The sequence below is a fragment of the Lichenifustis flavocetrariae genome, assembly GCF_026130545.1.
Taxonomy (GTDB): domain Bacteria; phylum Pseudomonadota; class Alphaproteobacteria; order Rhizobiales; family Beijerinckiaceae; genus Lichenihabitans; species Lichenihabitans flavocetrariae.
The window spans coordinates 36,060-61,026 of the sequence record NZ_JAMOIM010000023.1 but is presented as its reverse complement, the minus strand read 5'-3'; the positions used below and the strand labels follow the sequence as shown (position 1 = coordinate 61,026).

Annotated in this window: 18 protein-coding genes, 1 tRNA gene and 3 pseudogenes; 15 read left to right on the top strand and 7 right to left on the bottom strand. The window is 64.7% G+C overall.

Translation table 11 applies throughout. From position 1 onward, the window contains the following. Positions 1 to 88 precede the first annotated feature (88 nt). Positions 89 to 976 carry a LysR family transcriptional regulator gene (locus tag M8523_RS25140; RefSeq protein ID WP_282587647.1) on the top strand — a complete coding sequence of 296 codons (888 nt, stop codon included), beginning with the start codon at positions 89 to 91 and terminating at the stop codon, positions 974 to 976. A gap of 244 nt (positions 977 to 1,220) precedes the next feature. Here M8523_RS25140 and alaE read toward each other — a convergent pair whose 3' ends face one another. The 4 genes and pseudogenes from alaE to M8523_RS25115 form a co-directional block, all read right to left on the bottom strand. Beyond that, positions 1,221 to 1,568, bottom strand: coding sequence for an L-alanine exporter AlaE (gene alaE, locus M8523_RS25135; RefSeq protein WP_282587646.1), 348 nt, complete (start codon positions 1,566 to 1,568; stop codon positions 1,221 to 1,223). Next, a pseudogene (locus tag M8523_RS36835) lies at positions 1,499 to 2,385 on the bottom strand (IS3 family transposase); the annotation flags it as partial. The gene alaE and the pseudogene M8523_RS36835, both read right to left, overlap by 70 nt. Before the next feature lie 242 nt (positions 2,386 to 2,627). Beyond that, positions 2,628 to 2,957, bottom strand: a complete 330-nt coding sequence (locus M8523_RS25120) for a hypothetical protein (RefSeq protein ID WP_282587644.1) — start codon at positions 2,955 to 2,957, stop codon at positions 2,628 to 2,630. 211 nt (positions 2,958 to 3,168) lie between these two features. Continuing rightward, positions 3,169 to 3,244 (bottom strand) — tRNA-Glu (locus M8523_RS25115). Between the two features lie 517 nt (positions 3,245 to 3,761). On the opposite strand from M8523_RS25115, the gene M8523_RS25110 reads away from it, so the two are divergent. Beyond that, entirely contained in the window at positions 3,762 to 7,955 is a 4,194-nt protein-coding gene (locus M8523_RS25110) for a bifunctional nitrate reductase/sulfite reductase flavoprotein subunit alpha (RefSeq protein WP_282587643.1), read from the top strand. 221 nt (positions 7,956 to 8,176) lie between these two features. Beyond that, positions 8,177 to 8,782: pseudogene (locus tag M8523_RS25105) on the top strand (ParB-like protein). Between the two features lie 861 nt (positions 8,783 to 9,643). On the opposite strand, the pseudogene M8523_RS25100 reads toward M8523_RS25105, so the two are convergent. From M8523_RS25100 to M8523_RS25090, 3 genes and pseudogenes are all read right to left on the bottom strand, one after another. Beyond that, positions 9,644 to 9,926, bottom strand: a pseudogene (locus tag M8523_RS25100) (DUF892 family protein); the annotation flags it as partial. A 92-nt stretch (positions 9,927 to 10,018) separates the two neighbouring features. Then, positions 10,019 to 11,254, bottom strand: coding sequence for a serine hydrolase domain-containing protein (locus M8523_RS25095; protein WP_282587641.1), 1,236 nt, complete (start codon positions 11,252 to 11,254; stop codon positions 10,019 to 10,021). Positions 11,255 to 11,457: 203 nt separating this feature from the next. Continuing rightward, positions 11,458 to 12,222, bottom strand: a complete 765-nt coding sequence (locus M8523_RS25090; protein ID WP_282587640.1) for a DUF3891 family protein — start codon at positions 12,220 to 12,222, stop codon at positions 11,458 to 11,460. A gap of 146 nt (positions 12,223 to 12,368) precedes the next feature. Between M8523_RS25090 and M8523_RS25085 the strand changes: the two genes are divergently transcribed. The 12 genes from M8523_RS25085 to M8523_RS25030 all read left to right on the top strand — a co-directional run bounded on the left by M8523_RS25085 (position 12,369) and on the right by M8523_RS25030 (position 24,932). Next, on the top strand, positions 12,369 to 13,151 hold the full coding sequence (locus tag M8523_RS25085; protein ID WP_282587639.1) for a GntR family transcriptional regulator: 783 nt from the start codon (positions 12,369 to 12,371) through the stop codon (positions 13,149 to 13,151). Between the two features lie 142 nt (positions 13,152 to 13,293). Next, a complete protein-coding gene (locus M8523_RS25080; RefSeq protein WP_282587638.1) occupies positions 13,294 to 14,370 on the top strand; it encodes a sugar ABC transporter substrate-binding protein in 1,077 nt (358 codons plus the stop codon). Then, the gene (locus M8523_RS25075) at positions 14,367 to 15,923 is read left to right on the top strand and encodes a sugar ABC transporter ATP-binding protein (RefSeq protein WP_282587637.1); all 1,557 of its coding nucleotides are present in this window, start codon (positions 14,367 to 14,369) and stop codon (positions 15,921 to 15,923) included. Before M8523_RS25080 ends, M8523_RS25075 begins: the two co-directional genes overlap by 4 nt. A gap of 327 nt (positions 15,924 to 16,250) precedes the next feature. Further along, positions 16,251 to 17,255, top strand: a complete 1,005-nt coding sequence (locus tag M8523_RS25070) for an ABC transporter permease (RefSeq protein ID WP_282587636.1) — start codon at positions 16,251 to 16,253, stop codon at positions 17,253 to 17,255. Positions 17,256 to 17,266: 11 nt separating this feature from the next. After that, the gene (locus M8523_RS25065) at positions 17,267 to 18,187 is read left to right on the top strand and encodes an allantoinase PuuE (protein ID WP_282587635.1); all 921 of its coding nucleotides are present in this window, start codon (positions 17,267 to 17,269) and stop codon (positions 18,185 to 18,187) included. Continuing rightward, on the top strand, positions 18,184 to 18,660 hold the full coding sequence (locus M8523_RS25060; protein WP_282587634.1) for an ureidoglycolate lyase: 477 nt from the start codon (positions 18,184 to 18,186) through the stop codon (positions 18,658 to 18,660). Before M8523_RS25065 ends, M8523_RS25060 begins: the two co-directional genes overlap by 4 nt. 69 nt (positions 18,661 to 18,729) lie before the next feature. Then, entirely contained in the window at positions 18,730 to 18,975 is a 246-nt protein-coding gene (locus M8523_RS25055) for a ring-opening amidohydrolase (protein ID WP_282587633.1), read from the top strand. Between the two features lie 59 nt (positions 18,976 to 19,034). After that, on the top strand, positions 19,035 to 20,051 hold the full coding sequence (locus M8523_RS25050) for a BMP family protein (RefSeq protein WP_282587632.1): 1,017 nt from the start codon (positions 19,035 to 19,037) through the stop codon (positions 20,049 to 20,051). 27 nt (positions 20,052 to 20,078) lie between these two features. Next, on the top strand, positions 20,079 to 21,569 hold the full coding sequence (locus tag M8523_RS25045) for an ABC transporter ATP-binding protein (protein WP_282587631.1): 1,491 nt from the start codon (positions 20,079 to 20,081) through the stop codon (positions 21,567 to 21,569). Then, on the top strand, positions 21,566 to 22,627 hold the full coding sequence (locus tag M8523_RS25040; RefSeq protein ID WP_282587630.1) for an ABC transporter permease: 1,062 nt from the start codon (positions 21,566 to 21,568) through the stop codon (positions 22,625 to 22,627). Before M8523_RS25045 ends, M8523_RS25040 begins: the two co-directional genes overlap by 4 nt. Beyond that, entirely contained in the window at positions 22,624 to 23,538 is a 915-nt protein-coding gene (locus M8523_RS25035) for an ABC transporter permease (protein ID WP_282587629.1), read from the top strand. The genes M8523_RS25040 and M8523_RS25035 overlap by 4 nt, the downstream gene beginning before the upstream one ends. A 5-nt stretch (positions 23,539 to 23,543) precedes the next feature. Continuing rightward, entirely contained in the window at positions 23,544 to 24,932 is a 1,389-nt protein-coding gene (locus tag M8523_RS25030; protein WP_282587628.1) for an amidase, read from the top strand. The last annotated feature ends 35 nt before the right edge of the window (positions 24,933 to 24,967 follow it).

Sequence of the window (24,967 nt, the reverse complement as noted above, 5' to 3'; positions counted from 1 at the left end):
GGCGACCCAGTGTCGTTGGATGCAAGGTGGTCCATGTCGCGGGATTGCGGTATCCATTCGCACCGAACAACATATATACGTTGCCGGTATGAGTGATCGCCTTCAGGAACTCGGAATCTTCGTGCGCGCCGCCGAGACCGGCAGCTTCTCCCGTGCGGCGCGCGAACTCGGCACGACGCAGCCCTCGGTCTCGCGAACGATTGCCGGCCTGGAGAGGCGGCTGGGCGTCAAGCTGCTCCTGCGGACGACGCGGCGCATCACGCTCACCGACGCCGGTTCCGTGCTGCTGGAGCGAGCCCGCCACATCCTGCCCGAGATCGACGAGGCCGAGGACGCCGCCCGGGGGACCGACAGCCTTCGGGGCCTGCTCAAGGTAGCCATGCCCGTCGCCTTCGGCATCCGGGAGGTGATCCCCCGCCTCCAGGCGTTCCTGGCCGACCATCCGCAGCTCAGGATCGACTTCGTCATGGCGGACGGGGCCGAGGACCTCGTCGCCGAGGGCGTCGACGTCGCGCTCCGGCTCGGGCAACTCGCGGACTCCGGCTTCGGGTCACGGAAGCTCGCCTCCGTGCCTCGGTACCTCGTCGCGTCGCCCGGCTACCTCGAACTTCGGGGAACGCCGGCCTCGCTAGCCGACCTGGACGGGCGGGATTGCATCCTGGGCCCGGGCGCGTCAGGCCGGAAGGGCTGGGTGTTCCGGGACGGCAAGGTCGAACGGCCGATCACGGGAGACGAACGGTTCAACGTCGGATCGGCCGAAGGGGTCATCGCCCTGGCCAAGGCGGGTCTCGGCATGGCGGTCGCGTCGCTGTGGATGTGTCGGGCCGAACTGGCGGCTGGCCATCTCGTGTCGATCCTGTCTGATTACCCTTTGGCGCCCGCTGAGGTGCACGCGGTGTTCCCGGCGGGGCGACAGCCCTCCCGCAAGGTGCGCGCCTTCACTGCACATCTTGCGGACAGGTTGCGAGGAGACTGAGCCAACGTCGCCGACGACTAGGCTGGGGACCGCCACTTGATCTGGTCGCGGGAAACCCTGCGCGACCGAGACTGAAAGGGCGAAGGGGCGCCTCTCGGAAGGCGCCCCTTACGCATCCAGGACTGAGGTGGCCGAGTGGATCAAGCACCGCCCAGGCGACTGGTGAGCCTATGCTCACGCCGGGTGACGATGAGCACCCAGATCGTCGTCGGTAGCCGTGCTTCCCGGAACGTATAATCCCATCTCAATCCTGGAGGCTCATCGGCCGGTCTCCGCCGGGCGAGAGCCCGAACGATGTCCTGACCACGTTCAGAAATGCACCATAGGGACGGCCCAGCGCCAGCATCATGAGCGTGGCTCCCAAGACGCCCATGAGCAGTCCCCGTCCGGACGCACCGCTGACCGCGATGATCGCCGCATAGATAGGCACCTGGAAGCTGACCAGGGCGAGGCCATCCCAAAACACCTGCGAAAGCCGGTCCGGCCCGGCGCGTCGCAAAAGCCAGTCGCGCCAGATGCCGTCATCGCGTCCAGCACCAGTTCGGCCCGCAGGTGGTTGGCCATCGACCAGCCGACGATCTTGCGGCTCCACGCATCCAGAACGACGGCCAGATAAAGGAAGCCGGCCGCGGTCGGCACATAGGTGATGTCCGCGACCCAGAGCTGGTTCGGACCGGATGCCTTGAAGTTACGATCGACCAGGTCCGGCGCAGGCCGTCCATCCTTGTCCCGCAGCGTCGTGGTCGGGCCACCACGCCTGTGACTGGCACCGACCAACCCAGCCTCTCGCATCAGGCGCGCAATTCGTTTGCGGCCATGGCGCTCGCCAAGGCCTTGGAGATCAGCGTGAATACGAGGAGCGCCGTAGGTCTGCCGCGAACTGGTGTGCACGGTCCGGACCCGCTTCAGCAACGCCGCGTCGGCAACCGCGTGGCGTGATGGCGACCTGTGCCGCCAAGCGTAGTAGCCCGCCTTGGACACGCCGAGGACGCGCGCCATGGTGGAAACCGGAAAGCAGGCCTGGTTCGCCTCTCCGCCAGCTTCTCCAACCAGCTTCGCTGGCCGGAGCCTCAAGCTGGCTCCGCTCATGAACCGGAAGAGCCGGACGGGAGCGCCCCGGTCTCCCGTGCAAACCAGGCCGCGGCTTTTGACAGGATGTCCCGCTCGACGCGAAGCTGCTTGTTCTCACGCCGCAGCCGGGTCAGTTCGTCCCGCTCAGCCGCATTCGGGCCAGGCAGCACCTCCTCCCGACGGCTCCCTTTCTTGTCGGCATCCGCGGTCCAGTTCCGGATTGACTGGGCGGTCGGCTCGAACTCTCGGGCAAGATCGTCCGGATCGCGACCGGCGCGAACCAGATCGACCATCTGACGGCGGAACTCAGGCGAATACGGCGGGCGGGTCTTCGACATTGAGAACACCTCTGATGAAAGCTTCAGGGTGTTCACCAAACCGGGTCAATCCCAACTTAACCCCCGTAATCCTCGCCTAACACCACAGCTGGCATGCCTGCGAGACCGAACCGTTCGTTGCGGCTCTCATGCACAAGCCAATCCTCCAGAACTTCAAGGACCATTTCCGAGCAGGATGGCCGCAGCTGGTGGCGCTATCCAGAGGCAAACCGCTTTGAAAAAAAGAAGCTGGCTGCCCAGCCTTATGGATGTTTCAGCCACGCCAACAAGCTGTCGATCATCTCGACTTTTGTCAGACCGGGAACACCGGTCCTGCCATCGCCATTGTCGATCCAATAGCTTTCTTCATCATCGATCTCGACAGTGACTTTGCGATCATTGTGGAAGAATCTGGCATGGTTCTTTTGAGCATCCCCTCGAACACCAAGACGCTCGGCGAACTGCACAAATTGGCGGACGAGATCATGAGCCAAACGGTTCTGGCGGTCGGGTTTCCCGTTCGCCTCAATCTCGCCTTCGCGAGTTCCAGCTTTCCGAAACGCTTGACGACCGACAAAATCGAACTCGGTCATTCTAGAACTCCTCGCCTGGGTAACTTCAGGCGTCCAAATCGGGCGAGGTGCTCCTGATCGTATCGGCCACATAGGACGGCGCAAGGTGGGCGTAGTGCTTGTCCGCGATTCGCATGTCGGAGTTGCCGAGCGCAGTCACGACGATTCGCTCTGCTATGTGAGACGCTTGTGTGAGACCAAGGCCAGATTGCCTCTAAGTCTCTGAAATCACTGGCGCGCCCAAGGGGAATCGAACCCCTGTTTTCGCCGTGAAAGGGCGACGTCCTAGACCGCTAGACGATGGGCGCTTCGTGATGGGGCGCTTATAAGATGCGGAAACCGGCGTGGCAAGGGTCATGGTCGGCATTGAGGTATGAAGAGAAAGCTGCTGGTGCGGCCGAGGCGTGACACGCGTATTCTGACTCGAACTCTAACGCTTCCCCCATTGAGGTTTGGTCAGGCGAGATGACCAACTTGATATCCCTGTTAAAGCTCGCGGCGCGGGGGCGGCATTTTGCGGCAGCGAGGGGCGAAGCTGAGCGCTGATCGGGGGCCACACGCTACGCTCGTCAATGAGACCGGAGTTCATTGCCGTTTTGTTTTGCAGGTGCGCTCTAAAAACAATCTTATTGTATAATTACTGGTCTTCACTGTGAAGCCACGCGGGATTTGGAATTTTGCATGTATAATCGATCATTTATATAAGTCGAGTTCAGGTGCGTCGCGCAGCAGCCTCCGTACAATGGCATTTGAGCGATGGCTCGCCGATGTCCCCCGCCGAGGGGGTCGGCCTTCATTTTTAACGTAAGGTCGAGACGTTCCGCGGTGCCCGCAAAAAAGGTGAAAAGCGTCTGTCCCTATTGCGGTGTCGGTTGCGGCATCGTCATGGATGTCATCGACAACCGTATCGTCAAAGTCACCGGCGATAAGACGCATCCGACCAATTTCGGACGGCTTTGCACCAAGGGCAACACCTGCAACCAGGCGCTTGCTGGGCCTGGCCGTCTCGACAGGGCTCACATTCGCCAAAAAGTGAGCCGGGATCAGGTCCCGGTGCCGATCGACGTGGCCATCTCGGAAACGGCCAAACGATTGGCCGCCATCCGTGACACGCACGGGCCGGATGCGATTGCGCTCTATGTGTCGGGACAGATGTCGCTCGAGGCGCAATATCTCGCCAACAAGCTGGCGAAAGGGTTTCTCCGAACCAAGCACATCGAGTCGAATTCCCGGCTCTGCATGGCCAGCGCTGGAAGTGGGTACAAGCTTTCCCTGGGGGCCGACGGACCTCCCGGCTCCTATCAGGATTTCGATCGCGCCGACCTGTTCTTCGTGATCGGCGCCAACATGGCCGACTGTCATCCCATCCTGTTCCTGCGCATGATGGACCGCGTGAAGGCCGGAGCCAAACTGATCGTCGTCGATCCGCGTCGAACCGCAACCGCCGACAAAGCCCACCTCTTCCTGCAGATCCGGCCCGGCACCGATCTCGCGCTGATGAACGGGCTCCTCCATCTCATCGCCGAGAACGGCCGCATCGACGACGGTTTCATCAGAGATTTCACCGAAGGCTGGGACGTCATGCCTGCCTTCCTGTCGGACTATACCCCGGCCAAGGTGGCCGAGATCACGGGCCTGTCCGAAGCCGACATCCGCGCCGCCGCCGAGGCGATCGGCACGGCCTCCGAATGGATGACGTGCTGGACCATGGGGCTGAACCAGAGCACCCATGGCACCTGGAACGCCAATGCGATCTGCAACCTTCATCTCGCCACCGGCAAGATCTGCCGCCCCGGCAGCGGGCCGTTCTCGCTGACCGGGCAGCCGAATGCCATGGGGGGCCGCGACATGGGCTACATGGGGCCCGGCCTGCCGGGCCAGCGGTCCGCGCTCGTGGCAGTGGACAGGCGCTTCATCGAAGACCTCTGGGCCCTGCCGGAGGGAAGCCTGAAGGCCGAGAGTGGCGCCGGTACGATCGCCATGTTCGAGGAGATGAAAGCCGGCACCATCAAGGCCTGCTGGATCATCTGCACCAACCCGATCGCGTCGGTCGCAAATCGGCAGAACGTCATCGCGGCCCTGCAGGCGGCCGACCTCGTGATCACGCAGGACGCGTTCCTCGACACCGAGACGAATATCTACGCCGACATCATGCTGCCCGGCGCCCTCTGGGCCGAGGCCGAGGGTGTGATGATCAATTCCGAACGCAACATGACGTTGATGCAGAAGGCGGTCGATCCGCCCGTGGATGCGCTGCCGGATTGGATGATCATCGCACGCATCGCCTGCGAAATGGGCTATGCAGAGGCCTTCGCGTATTCCTCCGTGAGCGAGGTCTTCGACGAGATCGTCAAGACCTGGAACCCGAAGACCGGCTACGACATCCGTGGCGTGAGCCATGAGCGCTTGAGGCAGCAACCGCTGCAATGGCCGGTGGCGGCGGTGACATCAAGCGACCGCAATCCGATCCGCTATCGGAACGACGGGCTAAGTCAGGAACTCGTATCGGCACCGGACGGGAGTCGTCCCGCGCTGGTCTTCCCGGCCGAGGGGGGGAAAGCGCAGTTCTTTGCCCGTCCCCACGTGCCGCCAGCCGAGATGCCGTGCGCGGAGTTCCCCTTCGTGTTCAACCCGGGCCGCCTGCAGCATCAATGGCACACGCTGACAAAGACCGGAAAAGTCCCCACGCTGAACAAGCTCAACCCTGGACCCTTCATCGAACTCCACCCCGAAGATGCGGCAGCGCTCGGGGTCGTCGACAAGGACCGCGTCGAGATCCGGTCACGGCGCGGCAAAGCCATTCTGCCCGCGATCGTGACCGACCGCGTCCGCCCCGGCACCTGCTTTGCGCCGTTTCACTGGAGCGACGTGTTCGGCGACGATCTCGCCGTCAATGCGATCACCAACGATGCGGTCGATGCGATCTCGCTGCAGCCGGAGTTCAAGTTCTGCGCCGTGGCCTTGGCACGCGTCGTGCAAACGGAGACGCAGCGCCGGCCCATGATCAATGAATTGGCCGAGTCGATGACACCTATGCCCTCTCGGATGCCGGACGCACCAGCACACTCTCCCGCGCAGAGCGCCGCGCTTTTAGCCTTCTCCCGCCTCCTCGGTATCGAGGCAGCCGTGCCGCCCCGGATCGAACCGCGGGAGAGGCTGTATTTGCAGGGCTTTCTGGCGGGTCTTTGGGCGGCCCCCGTGGCGGAACGAAGCATACCGACGCTGCCACCCACGGCTCCCCTAAGCCCCGACACGCGGCTCTTTCTCGATGGTACGCTGGCGGGGCTCTTCTCGCGCAGCCCCGTTGCGATAGGCCTCGCGGATGAGAACGCGGTGCTGGAGCCGGCGTCGCAAGCGACGCAGCTGCCGGATGTCACAGTCTTATGGGCCTCCCAGACCGGCAACGCCGAGGCGGTTGCCGCACGATGCGCGAACAGGCTTGCGGCGCACGGCCATCGCGTAAGGGCCATGGGGATGGATGGCTATGCGCCGGCTGATCTCGCGGCCGAGCGGTCGGTCGTGCTCATCACGAGCACCTTCGGCGATGGTGACCCGCCCGACAACGGCGCCGCTTTCTGGTCCGCCGTGCAGGCCGAGAACTTCCCGTCCTTGCCGGACCTGCGCTATGCGGTGCTGGCCTTCGGGGACAGCAATTACGACCAGTTTTGCGGGTTTGGCCGCAAGCTCGATGCGCGTCTCGGCGCGCTAGGCGCGCGGCGGCTCATCGATCGGATGGATTGCGAGCCGGATCACGAGGAGCAAGCGGCGGCCTGGCAGGACAGGCTCGCTGCCGTGGTGACGGACGTTTTTGCAAATACCGCGACTGTGCCGGCGGCGGGCGAGACCTCACCTCCTAGCGCTCCGGCGCCGATGGCGCAGGTCGATCCATCTGCGACGAAAGAGGCTTACAGCCGAAAGAACCCCTATCCGTCACGCCTCATCCTGAACCGGTTGCTCAGTGCAGCCGGCAGCAGCAAGGAGACCCGGCAATATGGTCTCGACCTTGGCTCGGGTCACCTCAGTTACCAGGCCGGCGACGCGCTCGGCGTCTGGCCGCGCAATTGCCCGGACCTTGTGGACGAGGTGCTCGACACGTTGAGACTGGCACCCGATGCCCCCATTGACCTCGACGGCCATCGGGAGATGACCCTTTCGGAGGCGCTGACGAAGCACCTCGATATCGCGAGGATTACCCCGGACTTCCTGGCCTGGTGGGCCGAGCGGTCCAGGGATGAGACGCTGAGCGATCTCGTGATGGGCGGCAGGGCCGCGATGAACGAATGGATGTGGGGCCGGCAGATCGTCGACGTGCTACGCCACTCGACCGTAGCGGTGGAGGCAACCGATTTCGTCGCCGCGCTTAAGAAACTTCAACCCCGCCTCTATTCGATCTCATCAAGCCCTAAGCAGCATCCGGGCGAGGTGCAACTGACGGTGTCGACCGTGCGCTATGGGCATGGCGGCGTCGCGCGCAAGGGCGTGTCGTCTACCTTCCTGGCCGACAGGGCACAGGCTAGCGACGTACCGATCTTCGTCCAGCCGACCGCCCATTTTCGCCCGCCACACAGCGGCGACACCCCGATGATCATGGTGGGTCCCGGGACCGGCATCGCCCCGTTCCGCGCTTTTCTGCAGGAGCGTGAGGTGACCGGCGCCAAGGGCCGCAACTGGCTCTTCTTCGGCGAGCAGACCGCCGCTGCCGATTTCTACTATCGCGACGAGATCGAACGATGGGCCGATGGCGGGCACTTGACGCGCTTCGACGTCGCATTCTCCCGCGATCAGGCCGAGAAGGTCTATGTCCAGCATCGCATGATCGAGCAAGGCGCCCAACTCTGGCGCTGGCTTGAGGAGGGCGCGCATTTCTATGTGTGTGGCGATGCCAGCCGCATGGCCAAGGATGTGAATGCGACCCTGCACACGATCGTGCGGGAACACGGTGGGTTGGCGGCCGACAAGGCGGCCGATTATCTGAAGAACATGACACAAACGAAGCGCTACGTGCGGGACGTTTATTGAGGTGATCTCGGCGTGCTGTGCCACTCCGGGGTGTAGCCGGTAGGATTGCATTGCGATTGTCGCCGGATGGACGCGCTGGCCTTTCTCGGTACATCTGGCATCCGCTGCGAGTTCCGCCAATTCGACCTCATGGCTTTCTGGGGGTACAGCGGCTGACCTGCCGGTCACGCTGCGGCGGATCATCCGAGAGAAAACGACACGCCACGACCAACCGAGACCCGATGCTGAACGATGTTCCTGTGGCGGAACTCCGTCCCACACAGATCACGGTCGGATTCCATGAGGTCGCCGAGGAGCGGCGTGAGTGGCACATTATGTCGGAGGCCGAGCGACCAGCCTTCCTGGCGCGCCACATGATCCCGGTCCTGCTCGGGCCCTAGAAGCGGTTCTACGCGATCGACCACCGCCATCTTGCCCGAGCGCTTCTCGACGAGGGCTGCGAGACCGTGCAGGTCAATGTGGTGGCCGAGCTGAGCACACTCGACAAGGACGCGTTCTGGGTCTTCGGCGACAACCGGGGCTGGTGCCGCCCCTATGAGGGCGCGGGCAAACGGGTCGATTTCGATCAGATCCCGAAGATGGTCAGCGACCTCACCGACGATCCGTTCCGCAGCCTGGCGGGCGCCCTGCGCCGCGCCGGAGGCTACGCCAAGGAGGAAATGCCCTTTGCGAAGTTCATCTGGGCGGATGCGCCGGGGCGGCACATCAAGGCGCAGAACGTCGCGGCCTCCTTCTCCTCGACCTTGGTCCAGGCGCTTGATTTCGCGAAGAGGCACGAAGCCAAGCACCTCCCGGGTTGGTGCGGACCCAGCAGCATGGCCAACTGAGCAACAGGAATATTCGCTTAGAAAGCTGTCTGCTTGGGTCGCAAGAAGAACGGCGGAGGGACGTCGATTCCGGGGCGGGTGGAAGGGCCAGCCCCCTGACCATCGGTGTCTGGCCACGTTCACCATGGAGTGAGGTAGCGCTGGAAATCTGCACATTCGCAGTGAGTGGAGTGTCTGCCTGGACCAGCCGAGGTGGCTGCAGATCGAGCCACGCGAGATATTGTTGAGCTTCGTCGAAGCAAAATCGAACCCACGACGAACAAATGTTAGCCAGCTTGCTCTGTCTTTAAGCAACTCATCCGTTTATGAAGGGTTTTCTAAGCGCCCGAACAAGTCCGGAACACACGGATAAATCGTCGGGAAGAACGTCGGGGAGGTCCGAGAGATGAACAACCACGAAATCTCATGCACCGTGGATGGTAGAATATTTACGGGCACGTTTGAAGTTGTAGGCCACGGTGAGGTGGGGGCCGTTTCAGTGCAACTCGATGGAGAGTCCATCTCTGTCAGGACTGGACATATCCCCCCTGAGATCGTCGCGCAGACACTTCTCGGGGAGCTCGTCCAGCAGAAGCTCCGGGCCAAAGAGCGAGCGAGAACCGGTCGCGCGGACTTGGAGCTGAATACCGATAATACACAGTATCGATATAGCCTGCAGCCCGAGCAATCCGGCATTGGAACGCACCACTGATCGACGTGACTGGGTTATTGAGAACGCCTGTGGGTCGGCGCGGGTCTCGTTGCCGACGGGTTATCACCCTCGTTCGGGAGAGATCTCTCAAAACGCCGATCCACAGTCATGCGGCCATGTGCTGCAGATGATTGCCGCGACTAAAAGATTGGCGGCAACCGTGTGCTTCTCTAACGGTCAGCCTTCTGGCCCGAGGTGGAGAGCTCCAGGTAGCGAAAGGGTCGTGGGCCGGATCAAGGCCGACACCTTTTCAGCCATTGCCTGTTCTTCCCTGAGTGACTGCTGAAAGCCGGACAGGTGAGCAGATTGGCCGTCCGCCTCGGCGATAACCAGGAAGGACACATAGGCCGTGATCTCGAAGTTCTCGAAAGCGTGGTTCGCGTAGGTGTTCTTCAGGATCTCGCCCTGCGGAGGCGTGTGGCCCAAGGCCATCATATTGCCGACGAAACCGAAAAGACTCATCGCCAGTGGCGCTCGTTCTGCCGAGCCGGGCGCGGCTCGGCACCTCGTCGTGGCGATGAAGGGCCAAAGCAGCTGATAAAATGCTATTCGAGCGCCTGATAGACAAGCGCCCGCAACTCCAACTCGGGCAGGTCGAAGCTCATCATTGACTGGGTCATGAAGAGCGCAACGATGTCTTCCTTAGGGTCGACCCAGTAGTGAGTCTTCGCCGCACCGGACCAGCCAAACTCACCGACCGATCCAGGCGCGTTGGTGGCGGCAATGTCGAGAGCCACGCGCGAGCCAAGGCCGAAGCCATAGCCCATCAGCGGCAAACCGCCGATCTCGAGCGGCAGCAGCGCGGCGGGAATGCGGTTGGTGTGCATGAGTTCCAGCGTCTTGCGACCGATGATGCGATGTCCATCGAGAGTCCCGCCGTTGCAGAGCAATTGGGCGAAGCGGAAGTAGTCGCCGATGGTTCCAAAGAGGCCATGGCCGCCGCGCTGAAAGCGATCCGCTTTGTCCGCCGGATAACTCACCGAGACATCAAACCTGTCGTTGGTGCCGTGCTTCCACGCCTCGAAGCAGTCGGGCGCGGTGACGCCCGGCCGAATGACGTCCGGGCGTCCGTACATGGCGGCGAGATTTCCACTCTGGGCTTCAGCCACGCCGTAACCGGTATTGAACATGCCCAGCGGCTCGAAGAGGCGATCTCTCAGAACCTCGCCAAGAGGCTTCCCAGCAATGATCTCGATCAGGCGCGCGACGACATCATTGCCCAAACTATACTTCCAGCGCGAGCCGGGGTGAAACGCGAGTGGAAAACGCGCGAGGTCGTCGATGGCATCGGCCAACGAAACGTCCGCCTGGAGGATCGCAGCCTTCTCGTACATCTGCGAGACCGGTGAGTCGCCAAGGAAGTGATAGGTAAGGCCGCTGGTGTGAGCCATCACGTCGCCGATCGTCATCGGTCGGACGGGGTCCACAAGGCTTCCGTCGTCGGCGCGCACCTTCACCGAAGAGAAAGCAGGAATGAACTTCGCCACCGGATCGACGAGGGTGAATTTGCCCTCTTCGGACAAGGTCATGAGCGCGGTACAGACGATCGGTTTCGTCATGGAATAGAGACGAAAGATCGTATCGGCCGTCATCGGAGCTTTCGCTTCGCGGTCGCGCCAGCCGTAATGCCCCGCATGCACGATCTGGCCGCGCCGCGCCACCAGTGTGTTGATGCCGGCATAGATCCCACGGTCGACATAGGCCTGCATGGCGGCATCGATCCGTCCGAGCCGGCTCGCATCCATGCCGACGTTTTGTGGATCTTCCACAGTGGTAATCATGGGTTTTCCCGATCAAGAGCCAGAGTTGCTGCAGCCCCATCGCGCCACCGGACCCCGAAGCTGTCAACCGCTTAACCGACAGGTTTCAGCGCGATCTTTGCGCGTGCCGGTCATGTGGCCGCAAAGTTCCCCAAGCAACCTTGGCGGATGGGCGGGCACCGCTGTCGGCGCGGGCAGGATCCCGCCATCGAGATTGCAGCCCGCTAGGCGGCGCATAGGCTGGAGCGCGCGACGGCGCGAGCCGGGTCGGCCAGCCACGCACGGGCCGCGGATTCGTCCGCGAAACGGCCGGACGACGGCAGAGCCCGCGCTTCAACCGCGAATGTCAGTTGTTCCGTCACGAAGGGCCATGGGCTGAGGCGGTAGGTGCTTGTGATGCCGGGAACCAGCTCGACTTTGATCGTCCGCCCAGTGACTTCGATTTGTGGCGGCGCGGGAAGAGCACCGCACAAGATGAGCGAAAGCGTGTCGGCGAAGGCCAGAAGCTCCGCGTCCCGCGCAACAGCGTCGGCATCGAGGCCCAGCGCACGCGCCCAGTCGTCCTGCAGCGACCGGTGGCGGCGGAGGTAGTCACTCGCGGCCCGTTCGTCTTCGGCCAATCCATCGCCGGTGCTCCGATGGCGGTCGCTAAAGCGCTGGTAGATCGTGCTGCCGTGTCGTGACACGAGCAATGCCACGTGACGCCCCCAGGCAGCCTCGGCGCGCCTGACCCCCTGCTCCCACATCGGCGCGTGTTGCGCGGCGCCAATGTCTCGAAAAAAGTGAGGTCGCCCGGTCCGCGGGTCGAAGGTCGGCGAAACTTCCCAGTCCAGCCAGGCTATATCGTGCTGCTCGGCTGCAAGGACGAGCTGTTTGTCCAGCGGTTCCGCCCAGGCACGCAGGATCTCGCCCGAAATCAGCGCGTGCGCGGGTTGGCTGATTGCGAGGGTGACGGGAGGACGGGTCGAGCCCTGGTCATTGAACAGCATTGAGGTATTCCTCTTCCACGGGTCGCACGAAAGGTTCGGTGTCGTCGCGCAACAACGTCGGGTCACCAGCATCTGTCGTGCCGAACAGATTGGATGCAGGTTTAGGGCAGCGTGCAGATGATCATGGGTGGTTGCGTCAGTGAGAAATGCGCGAACACTTCTTTTTGCATTCTGCATTCAAAAGGAGCAGACGGGCCGATCAGGAAGCATTGGAGAGGTGGAGCGCAGTGAGCCTGGAAACTTCGCACGTGCGTGTTGCAGAGGCCATCGCAAGATCGCGGCCTCTTCACGAGGTTGTCGTGGACCGTCTCCGCGACATGATTCTCGATGGCCATCTCGTGGTGGGCGAGCGGCTGCACGATGCGAACTTGGCCACCATGCTCGGTGTATCGCGAACACCGATCAGGGAAGCGATCAAGCTGCTCGGCAATGAAGGGCTGGTGGATCTGCTGCCCGGCCGCGGCGCCCGTGTGGCCGCCTATTCGCTCGACACGATGATCGCGCTCGTTGAGGTGATCGCTGGGCTCGAGCGCCACGCCTGCGAACTCGCGGCCGAGCGTATGTCGATGGAAGACTTCAGGAAAATCCAGCGCCTCCACGACGAGATGGCCACGTTTCACATGGCCGGCACACGACACGAGTACGAGCACCTCAACCACGAGATTCACCAGGCGATCGTTGCGCTCGCCGGAAACGAAGCGCTGGTGACCACCCATGCGGCCCTTCTCGTCCGCGCCCGCCGCGGCCGCCACAACGCACTCGAATCGCGGGCACGCTGGGTGGAGGCGATGAACGAACATGAGGCGCTGATGCAGGCCCTCGCGGCCCGGGATGGCGCCAGCGCGGGGGCCATCATGCTGCAGCACGATCTTCATACGCGCGACACGCTGGCAGCCCAGCGCGATCATCCAGCGACGGTTCAGCCCTAAGCCGCTTCCGTTCATCGACTCTGGCACACCCCTTGCTCGCATCCAATCGAGTCTGAGCGGCAGCGCGTCGCAGCTTTGGCTGCGCGCGAAGATTGTGGGGAAGCCGATGGTCCGAAGGTCAAATCTGGTTGCGGCGGTCGCCGTGAGCGCAGCCTCTATGTGTGGGCTCGCGGGGGCTGCCCGTGCCGACGATCTCTCCTACTTCGAGAAGCAGATCGAGCCCTTCACCAAGAAGCCGGAGTTTGTAGCGCCTGGCCCCGCTTTCGATGCGGCCGAATGCATGAAGGGCAAATCGATCGTCTCGATCCCCGTGTCCAGCGCCAACCCTTTTACGGCCAACATCGAAAAGGCCATGCAGGCGGCGGCCAAGAAGGTCGGGTTCAAGTTCACGACCTGGGAGAACCAGGGCCAAAGTTCTCAATGGGTGCAAGGCATGAACGCGGCCGTGAACCAGAAGGTCGACCTCATCGACCTCCTGGCCGGCACTGACCCGCGCGTGCTGGTGCCGCAGGTGCAGGCGGCCCAGGCCGCCAAAATTCCGGTGATCGCCTCGCATTATAACGGTGTCGAGCAGTCGGCCGAGGTGAAGAAATACGCCGATGGTGACGTGCCGATCGACTACGCCAAGGCCGGCGCGCTCCTGGCCGATTGGGCGATCGTACAGACCAAGGGCCACATGAACGCGCTGGAGCTGATCGCCACCGGCCCGTTGTCAACCGACTCGATGATGTCCGGCATCGACGCCGAGCTGAAGCACTGCAGCGATTGCAAGACGAAGGTGATGAACTTCGCGGTGCCGGACTGGGGCACCCGCATCACCCCGGCGGTCCAGGCGGCGCTGCTGGCCGACCCGACCATCAACTACATCATCGTGATCTACGATTCGATGAGCCAGTTCGTGACCCCGGCCGTCACCATCACGGGCTCGCAGGACCGTGTGAAGGTCGACGCATTCAATGGCACGCCCTTTGTGCTCGGCCTCGTGCAGCAGGGCGCCGTCCAGATGGACATCGGCGAGAACCTCGACTGGATCGGCCATGCCCTGATCGATAGCGAGATGCGGCGTGTCTGCGGTCTTCCGCTCGTGTCCGACCCCAAGATCCCTTTCTACATCTTCACCAAGGACAACGCGAAGGACGCTGGCACGCCGCCTCAACTGTCTCAGGGCTATGGCGATGCCTATGTGAAAGGATATGCGGACCTCTGGAAGCTGAAATGAGTGCTGTCGCCGCAGCGCAAGCCGGCACACCGCCCGCGCTGCACTTCTGGAACCTGAGCAAGACCTTCGGGGGCCAGAAAGCCCTCGACAATGCCACGCTCACGGTAGCGCCCGGCGAAGTGCATGGCCTGCTCGGCCAGAACGGCTCCGGGAAGTCGACGCTCATCAAGGTGTTGGCGGGCTTCCACCCGCCCGACCCCGGCAGCCGCCTCGCGATGAGCGGCGTCGAGGTGCCGCTGCCTCTCGCGCCGGGCGCTTTCCGGCAATACCGCATGAGCTTCGTGCATCAGCACCTCGGTCTTCTGCCGAGCCTGACCGTACTCGAGAACCTGCTGGTCGGCCGCTTCGGCGAGCGGCAGGCCTGGGCGATCAACTGGCCGGGCGAGCGCCGGCGCGCAGAAGAACGCTTCGCGGCCTATGGTGTCTCGATCGATCCAGGCGCCCGCGTGGCCGACATCGCGCCGATCGAGCGGGCGCTTCTCGCAATCGTCCGGGCCGCTGGTGAGATCTCCGAAGGGGTCGGCACCGGCAACGGTCTCCTGGTGCTCGACGAGCCGACGCCTTTCCTGCCCAAGCGCGATGTCGAACGGCTGTTCCGGCTCGTCCGCACTGTGGTGGGCAAGGGCGCGAGCGTGATCTTCGTATCGCACGATGTCGACGAGGTGCTGGAGATCACCGACCGTGCCACGGTGCTGCGTGACGGACGCGTCGCCGCGACGCTCGACACCGCCGGCGCGAGCAAGACGGATTTCATCGAGGCGATCATCGGACGTCGGCTTGCGGCCGCGCGACCGCCGGAGCCGCCGGCCGTCCGGGGTGCCAGCCACGCAATCATCCACGATCTCGCGGGTGGCACCATCGACGGTTTCTCGCTGGATCTCGCGGCGGGCGAGGTGGTGGGGCTGACGGGCCTGATCGGCTCCGGCTACGATGAGGTCCCCTACATGATCTATGGCGCGCGGCCCGCGGTGCGCGGCTCGCTCGACCTCGGCGGCCAGGGCACGTTTCTCCCTGACATGACGCCCGCGAAGGCCATTGCGCGCGGTGTCGTGCTGATTCCGGCCGATCGCGCCAATGCGGGCGTCATCGGACCGCTGCCGGTGAGCGACAACGTCACCATGCCGGTGCTCGGAACACGGTTCCGACGCTGGCTGCTCAACCGTGGTGCCATGGTGACTGAGACCGGGGCGCTCAGCCGTCGCTTCGATGTGCGCCCGCCCGATCCGACCCTGCCGATCGCCTCGCTGAGCGGTGGCAATGCCCAAAAGGTCGTGCTCGCCAAGTGGTTCCAAACCGATCCCCAACTCATCCTGCTCGACGAGCCGACCCAGGGCGTCGATGTCGGGGCCCGGCAGAACGTCTTCCGGCACATCGCCGACGCGGCAGCCCGTGGCGCCGCCGTGCTCTGTGCCAGTTCTGACTATGAGCAGCTCGCGGCCTTGTGCAGCCGCGTACTCATCTTCGGCGGCGGCCGGGTGGTCGCGAGCCTCCAAGGCGCCGAAATCAGCAAGGACGCGATCGCCGAGCGCAGTCTCGCGGGAGCAGCTCCATGATGCCGGACACTGTCGACATGAAGTCTGGCCAGCCGCCGACCCGACAGGTCCTTGTCCTGAGTAGTCGTTCCAAGACGGCCTCCCTCGTCCTGCGCCAGCCATACAGCGGCCGGGTTGAAGGACGCGCGAATCGCTTGTGTCGAGACGTTCCCGTTCGCGGCTCATCAGCATGAGGGACCTCGGCGCAAATCTAAAACGGTCGCTTGCCGGCCGCTGGTCTCGTACCCATCATCACGAACGGAGCGCGGCGATCCATCGCAATCCTGTTTTGATCACCTCGGCGGCTTTGTTGCCCCGGCGTGATGGCCTCCCCAGGAGCTGAGATCCATGGCGCAACCCGCATCGATCGAGGTTCCGGTCAAGGCAAGCGGCGCCTCACGCGTCTTCATCAAGCGTGCCGAGCAGTTTGGGCTCATCGTCGTCTGGCTCGCGATGATCGCGGTGTTCGGCTACCTGCAGCCCGCCACGTTCCTGACCTGGCCGAATTTTTCCACCATCTTCGGCTCGCAGGCCGTGCTGGTGGTGGTGACGCTTGGATTGCTGATCCCGCTCACGGCCAACGATTTCGACCTGTCCATCGCCTTCGTGATGACGCTGAGCTCGATGACAGTTGCCGTGCTGAACGTGAACTACGGAATCGGTATCGGCTGGGCCATCGTCGCGGCTCTGGCACTCGGCCTTCTGGTTGGCCTGATCAACGGCCTGCTGATCACTGTCTTTCGCATCCACTCGCTGATCGTGACGCTCGGCACCGGCACGTTCCTGCACGGCTTCACACTGTGGATGAGCGATTCGATGACGATCAGCGGCATCTCGTCGAGCCTGATCAATGCCGTCATTGTCGACCGGCTCTTCGGCATTCCGCTGGAGTTCTACTACGCGATCGGGCTCGCGGCGATCGTGTGGTACCTGCTCGATTACACGGCGCTCGGCCGCCGCATCCTGTTCGTCGGCCGGGGCCGCGAGGTGGCGCGGCTCAGCGGCATCAACACGGACCGGATTCGGATCGCTTGCCTCGTGGTCTCGGGGCTCTTCGGCGCGCTCGCGGGGGTGCTGTACGCCGGCACGCAGGGCGCGGCCGACCCGGTGTCGGGTACATCCTACCAACTGCCGGCCTTCGCGGCCGCCTTCCTGGGCTCGACCTCGATCGTGCCGGGGCGGTTCAATCCCTGGGGCGCGACGGTCGCGGTCTATTTCCTCGTGACCGGCATCACCGGCCTCGTGTTCCTTGGCTTCAGCTCCTTCATCCAGGAGATGTTCTATGGCGGCGCGCTCGTCGTGGCCGTCACCCTGTCCCAGCTCGTCCGCGGACGGCAAGAACAGCAGTTCTGAGGAGGTTTGTCGTGATCCCCCGCTCGCTTGACCGCGATTTCGTCGGCTACGGCCCGACCCCGCCAGATCCACGCTGGCCCAGCGGCGCCCGCCTCGCGCTCAACTTCGTGCTGAACTACGAGGAGGGGTCCGAATATTCGATGATGGACAAGGACGGGGTCAGCGACGCCGCCCTGACCGAGATCCCGGCCGCAGCCGTGCCGCGCGGCGAGCGCGATCTCGCGGCCGAGAGCATGTTCGAATACGGCAGCCGTGTCGGCTTTTGGCGCCTGCATCGCCTTTTCCAGGAACGCGGGTTGCCGATGACGGTCTACGCCTGCGCCCTCGCCCTGGAGCGCAACCTTCCCGCAGGCGCCGCCATCAAGGCCGCCGGCTATGACATCTGCTGCCACGGCTGGCGCTGGGTGGAGCATTTCAAGCTGAGCGAGGACACGGAGCGGGAGCATATCCGCCTGGCGGTCGAGAGCCTCCAGCGCACGGTCGGACAGCGGCCGGACGGCTGGTACTGCCGCTATGGGCCGAGCGTCAACACGCGCCGCCTTGTGATGCAAGAGGGCGGGTTCCTTTACGATAGCGACAGCTACGCCGACGAACTGCCCTATTACGTCATGGCCGAGGGCCGTCCGCAGCTCGTTGTCCCCTATACGCTCACCAACAACGACCTGAAGTGGGGCACTGGCAACCTTGGCAGCGGCGAGGACTTCTTCGTCATCCTGCGCGAGGCCTTCGACCTTCTCTACGAGGAAGGCCGCACGGCACCGAAGATGATGAACGTCGGCATGCACATGCGCTTGCTCGGCCATCCGGGTCGCGCGTCGGGGCTCGCCCGCTTCCTCGATTACGTGAAGAGCAAGCCGGACGTGTGGGTGGCCAAGCGCATCGACATCGCCCGCCACTGGCTCAAAGAGCACCCGCCCGAGGTTTCCGCATGATCCATCTCACCCTGGAGCCGATCACGGCCGAGGCATTCGCGCCGTTCGGCACGTTGATGCCCCCACAGCCGGGTGGGACCGGGCGGCTCGACTTGATCGACGAACTCGTAAACACGCGTGAAAGCGCCAAGCCGCGGCTCAGCATCGCGGCCGTCACATCCAAGGCCCTTCCGCTCGTCGCGGTGGAGATGGAGCGGCACGTGCATTCGAGCCAAGCCTTCGTGCCCCTCGACGGTGCCGAGTATCTCATCATGGTGGCGCCCCACGGTCCCGATGGCCTCCCCGATATGGCGGGTCTCCGCGCCTTCCGGGTGCCGGGCGACACGGGCATCAACTACCGGGTCGATACTTGGCACCATCCGCTGACGGCGCTCGGCGAGGCCGGCCGCTTCGCCGTGCTGACTTTCGTCGACGGGACAGCCGGAGACGAACAATTCGTGCCGCTGCCGGAGCACGTCTCGATCGGGGCCTAGCCCGGCGTCCTATCCCACCTGGAACCATGATGCGCGTCGGCGTCCACAAGCTTCAGATGAACAGCCCGGGTGACACCTCCGAGCTCGAACGGCCGATCGCCGACGGCTCGCTCGCCCCCCGCGCGATCGTCGCTGCGCGGCCAGCGCACGACCATGCTCTCCGATGCCGAGATCAACTATGAGCGCCACGCCCGAGCGGCGCTCGGCGCGGTGATCGCCTCCGTGACCGGCGATCCCGCGAACTTCGTCTCGGGCGGCACCGAACATCAATGCGCGCCGGGCGAAGCGCCCATCGCCGCCATCGTCCGCGTCTGATCAACCGCCGCTGCCCCGGCCGAAGGGTCGAGGACGCTGCAACGCCAAAGGAAAGTCCGATGACACTGAAAGTCAGTCACCGATGGGGCGGCAGCCTCGCCGCCTCGCTCTTCGCTTCATTATTCCAGGCCGCGCCGCCCGCCGCCGCCGAGGAGAAGGCGGCCATGCTATTGCCAGGCAGCATCAACGACCAGAGTTGGAATGCTCTCGGTTATTCGATCCTGCTGGCATTGAAACCGCATGGCTTTACGACAGCCTATACCGAGAACGTCGCCGATTCGGATGAGGCCGAGGCGCTGCGCGGCTATGCCACCCAGGGCTACAACATCGTGATGGGTCATTCCGGCCGCTTCGTCTCTGCCATGGAGCAAGTCGCTCCGGACTTCCCCAAGACGCAGTTCATCGCCGTCAGCGGCAACGAGGGCGCGGCACCCAATGTCATGTCGATCGACTGGAACAACGCGCAGTTCGGCTGCCAGCTGGGTGTGCTGGCGGCGCGCATGAGCAAGTCCAAGATGGTGGCGGGTGTTTACGGCCTGGAAGGAGTGCCGAACATCACGGCCCAGGCCGGCGGCTTCCGGATTTGCGCCACCAAGGCCGGCGCCAAAGTCTCGATCCTCTATGTCAAGGATATGGAGGACTCGGCGGCCGCCAAGGAGGCGGCCCTGTCGCTGATCGCCCAGGGCGCCGACGTGATCACCGGCAAGCTCAACGCCGCCGAAGCGGGACTCGTTCAAGCCGCCAAGGAGAAGCACGTCTATGTCACCGGCCGCGGCGTCGACCAGACCAAGATGGCGCCCGATGCCGTCCTGACCAACATCGTCGAGGACTGGCCGGCCATGTTCGGCAAGACGGCGGACGAGGTGAAGGCCGGAAAGCTCTTCGGCAACTTCGTGCAATACGGCTACGACACCGCGCCAGTGACCGGCGGCTCGCTCGTCTATGACGCGGATAAGCCCTTTAACCCCGTCGTTCCCGCCGCCGTCGTCAAGGAACTCGACGACATGGCCGGGCAGTTCAAGGCCGGTACCTTGAAGGTCGAGCCCACCCGCGAGGACGCGCGCGGCGGCAGCTGAGCCCGCTGGGGATCGGAGACCGCCGGCATGAGCATGATGCTGGACATGCGGGGAATCGTGCGGCGCTTCGGCCACGTGGTCGCCAACGATGCCATCGATCTCGACGTGGCAGCGGGCGAGATCGTTGGGCTGTTGGGTGAGAACGGCTCGGGCAAGAGCACGCTGATGAAGGTGCTGTTCGGCATGCTCCCGCCGGATGCCGGCACCATCTCGTTCCGCGGTCAGCCGCTGACCGGTCACACGCCTGCGGCAGCCATGGCGGCGGGCATCGCCATGATCCACCAGCACTTCATGCTGGTGGACGCCATGACGGTTGCGGAAAACGTGATGCTGGGCTGGCGGGACGCCGGTCGCCTGCTCCGCCGGAAGGAGATGGCCGACCGCATCCGTGACGTCAGCCGGCGTTTCGGACTCGATCTCGATCCCGACGCACGCGTCGCCGCCTTGTCGCTCGGGCGACGGCAGCGGGTCGAGATCCTGAAGGCCATCCTGCGCAATGCCGAACTGCTGGTGCTCGACGAACCCACCTCGAATCTGGCCTCGGCCGAGGTGGCCGAGTTGCTGACCGTTCTCCGGCGGCTACGCCAGGAGGGCAAAGGCATCATCTTCATCAGCCATAAATTGCCCGAGGTGCTTGAGATCTGCGACAAGGTCGTCGTGCTGCGGGCCGGACGGGTGACGGGCCGGACGTCTGTCGCCGGTGCGAGCCAAGGCATGCTCGCCGAGATGATGATCGGTCGCGACGTCACCGCGCCGCGCCCGCCCATGGTCGCGTCGTCGCCCGGGCCGGCGCGGCTGAGTGTTAAGGATTTTTTGGCTCCGGGCCTCGCGCGGCTTTCCTTCGAGATCCGCCGTGGCGAGATTTTTGGGGTCGCCGGCGTCGACGGAAACGGCCAGATCGAACTCGTCGAAGCCCTCGCGGGCCTGCGCCCTGCTGGCAGTGGCGCGATCACGATCGACGGACACGATGTCACACGCGCGAGCGTTGCGGCGCGCCTCACACGAGGGCTCGCCTATATGCCGGCCGACCGCGGCACCACGGCGCTCGTGAAGACGATGTCGGTGGCCGAGAACCTCATGCTGCGTGACAGCGGGCGGCCGCCCTATGGACACGGCCTGCTGCTGACGCGCGGTCCGGCAAACGCCAAGGCCCGTGCCCTGATGGCCGACTACGATATCCGGGCGCGTGACCCGAGCTTCATCGCCGGACGGCTTTCCGGCGGCAACCAGCAGAAGATCGTGGTGGCACGCGAACTCGACCGGCGCCCGGCCGTGCTGATCGCCCACCAGGCCGCCTGGGGGCTCGACCCCGGCGCAACCCACTTCGTACTCGATCGCATGCTGGCGCTGCGGGAGGCCGGCGCCGCAATCCTCTATGTCTCGTCCGAACTGGAGGAGGTTTTGGCCATCAGCGATCGGATCGCAGTGATGGCGCGCGGGGGCTTCGCCGGCATCGTGCCTCGCGGTGAGGTCGACCCGCGTCAGCTCGGCATCTGGATGGCTGGGAGAGCCGCATGAGTGACGCCGCACCCGCCGCCGATCAAACCGCGCGACTGCAGACCCGGCGGCTCCGCCTGCGACGCGACGGGCTCGGATCCCGGATTGGCGTCGCGCTGCTCCTTTCCCTGCTATGCGCCGCGGCGCTGATCGCGCTGGCCGGTCACAACCCGCTGGAGGCCTTCCTGGCCATCGTCCAGGGCGCGGTCGGTTCGCAACACCAGATCGGCGCCTCGCTCAACCGCACGACGCCCTATCTGCTCTCGGGCGCCGGCGTCGCCCTGTGTTTTCGAGCCGGCATCATCAATATCGGAGCCGAAGGGCAGATCGCGGTCGGTGGAGCCGGCGCTGCAGCGGCTGCCCTTGCCCTGGCGGGCGCGCCGTCCCTCGTGGCAATCCCGCTGGCCTTGGTCGGCGGTGCCCTGGCCGGGAGCCTCTGGGCCGGTCTCGCGGCGGCGATCCACCTGGGACGCGGCGTGCATGAGGTGCTGGTCACTCTGCTTCTCAATTTCATCGCCTTGCTTCTGGTGCAGCAACTGCTCGCCGGGCCGCTCGGCCAGCCCGGCGCAGGCTTTCTCCAGTCGTCCCTGATGCCGCGATCCGCCTGGCTGTCACATCTCGCCGGCTTTGATGTCCATGCTGGAATCCTGATCGCGGTCGTGGCCGCCGCCGCACTGTCTTTTGTGCTGTGGTGGACCCGCTTTGGTTTCGCCTTGCGGGTCTCCGGCAGCTCGCGCCTCGCCGCCGCCTATGCTGGCTTTTCGCTCGCACGCCTCACCTGGGGTGCGATGTTGACCGCGGGTGCGCTCGCGGGTCTCGCTGGTGGGATTGAGGTGCTCGGCATGCATCGCCGGCTGATCGAAGGCTTTTCGCTCGGCTTCGGCTTCAAGGCCGTGACGGTGGCATTGCTGGGCGCCATGGAACCGCTTGCCGTTGTGCCCGCCGCCCTGTTCGTCGGCTTGCTCGAATCCGGTTCGCTCGCCATGCAGCGGCAGATCGGCGTGCCAACAGCTCTGATTACCGTCATCGAGGGCTTGACCATGCTGTTCGTTCTCGCCGCCACGGCAGCGCGCCGATGATCGAGTTTCTTGCCGCTGCGATCCGCATCGCGACGCCGCTCGCACTGGCGGCTCTCGGGGGCATTCTGTCGGAGCGAGCCGGAGTATTCGCGGTCGGCCTCGAAGGCATGATGCTCGCGGGCGCTTTCGCGGCCGCCATAGGCGCCTGGGCGACGAGCGAACCGATCGCCGGCCTGCTGCTCGCGCCCCTCGGCGGCGGCGTCATCGGGCTTGCGGTCGCGATCGTGGCGGTACGCTTCCGGGCCGACAATATGGTGACGGGCCTCGCCGTCAACGTCTTGGCGCTCGGGCTGACCAGCTACCTGATGCGCATCCTGGCCAGCGGCGGCCGGCCGGTCAGCATGCGCCTGCCGCTGCTCACGGCGCTGCCGATCCCGGCCTTGTCAGACTTGCCCGTGATAGGCCCGCTGCTCTTCGCCCAGCCGCCGCTCACCTACCTCACCGCGCTCGGCTGTCTTCTGATGACCCTGTTCCTCAACCGTACGCAGGCTGGTCTCACGCTGCGGGCCACAGGCGAAAACCCCGAAGCGGTATTCGCGTCGGGCGGCCACCCCGCTCGCGTGCGCATGCTGGCCGTGATCGCCTGCGGAGCCGTTGCAGGACTTGGTGGCGCGGTGCTGACACTGCAGCAGGTGGGCACCTTCACCGATGGCATGACGGGCGGGCGGGGCTATATGGCGCTCGCGGCGCTGATCGTCGGCCGTTGGACGCCATGGGGCGCCGCGGCGGCTTGCCTCGTCTTCGGCGCCGCCGAGGCCTTCGAGTTGCGTCTGCAGAGTTTCGGCGTGCCGGTCAGCTCCTATGTCGTGCAGATGGCACCCTATCTCATCGCCTTGACGGTGCTGGCCGGGCTTGGCCAGTCTTCCAAGCTGCCGGCCGCCATCGGCCAGCCCCTGCCCTCCACACGGTGAACCCCATGATCCGAACCATCGCGGATTGCGCCGCCGCCTTGCGGCGGGGGGACATCAATGCGGAGGCATTGCTGGAGGAGTGCCTCGGGAGGATCAGGCGTCTCGAGCCGCACCTCAACAGCTTCGTTTTTCTGGACGAAGCCGGCGCGCGCCAGGCCGCTCGGGGCAGCGATGTCCGGCTGGCGGCGGGGGCATCGCGCTCGCCGCTCGAAGGTGTGCCACTCTCGATCAAGGACAGCATCTTGGTCGCCGACATGCCGGCGACATGGGGCAGCCGCGCCTTCGCCGATCTTGTGCCGGACCGCGACGAATTGCCGGTCGCCCGCCTGCGTGCGGCCGGCGCCGTCATCGTCGGCAAGACGAACGTGCCGGAGCTCACGTTGGAGGGCTACACGAAGAACGACCTGTTCGGCGTCACGCGCAATCCCTGGAACCACGCGTTGACGCCGGGCGGTTCGTCGGGCGGGGCGGCGGCGGGTGTCGCGGCAGGGTTGGTGGCCGCTGCGCTCGGAACGGACGGGGGCGGCTCGATCCGCCGTCCGGCTTGCCACACGGGCCTCGTCGGCTTCAAGCCATCGGTCGGACGTTATCCGCGCATCGACGGGTTTCCGGCGCTGCTGACAGACTTCGAGACGGTTGGGACCCTGAGCCACAGCATCGAGGATGCCCTGATCCTCGATGCTGTGCTGGCCGGACCCGACGCACGCGACCGGCGCTCGCTTTGCGCCCCGGCACAGGCCCGCTCGCCCGGACCGGCCCGCATCCTCTACCTGCCTCGGTTCGGCCCCTCGCCCATCGATCCGGACGTCGCTGAAGCGACTGAGCGCATGGCCAATGGCCTGGCCGAAAGCGGCCATACCATCCTGCGCGAGCCGCTCTTCTTCTCCCTGGAGGATGTGGCGCGGATCTGGCAAGTTGTGACGCGCTCTGGCGTCGCGTGGCTCGCCGATCGCGATGAAGCGCGCATCGGCCGGCAGCTCGGTGCGGCGGCCCGGACCATGGCGGAAGATGGCCGAACCTTCAGCGGCGCCGACTATTTCGACGCGCTCGACCGTGTGACCAGTTTGCGCCGGCTTTGCGCCGAGCGCTTCGCCGATATCGACTTCGTCCTGACACCGACGGCTGCCGCCCTGCCCTGGCCAGCCGAACAGCCCTTTCCCACCGAGATCGCCGGCCAGCCCGCCGGCCCGCGCGACCATGCGGTCTTCACCGGCTGGGTCAACCTCGCCGGCCTCCCCGGTGTGAGCCTGCCGGTCGGTGTCTCGCAAAGTGGCCTGCCGATCGGCGTACAACTGGTCGCCGGATTCGGCGCCGACGCGGCGCTGCTCGCCTTCGCGGGCGAGGTCATGGCGCGCTACCCGAGGCTCTCGCCACCGATGTCGGTCGACCCGTAGCGGTGGAAACATCGGGTTCGTTCACCAGGGAGCGT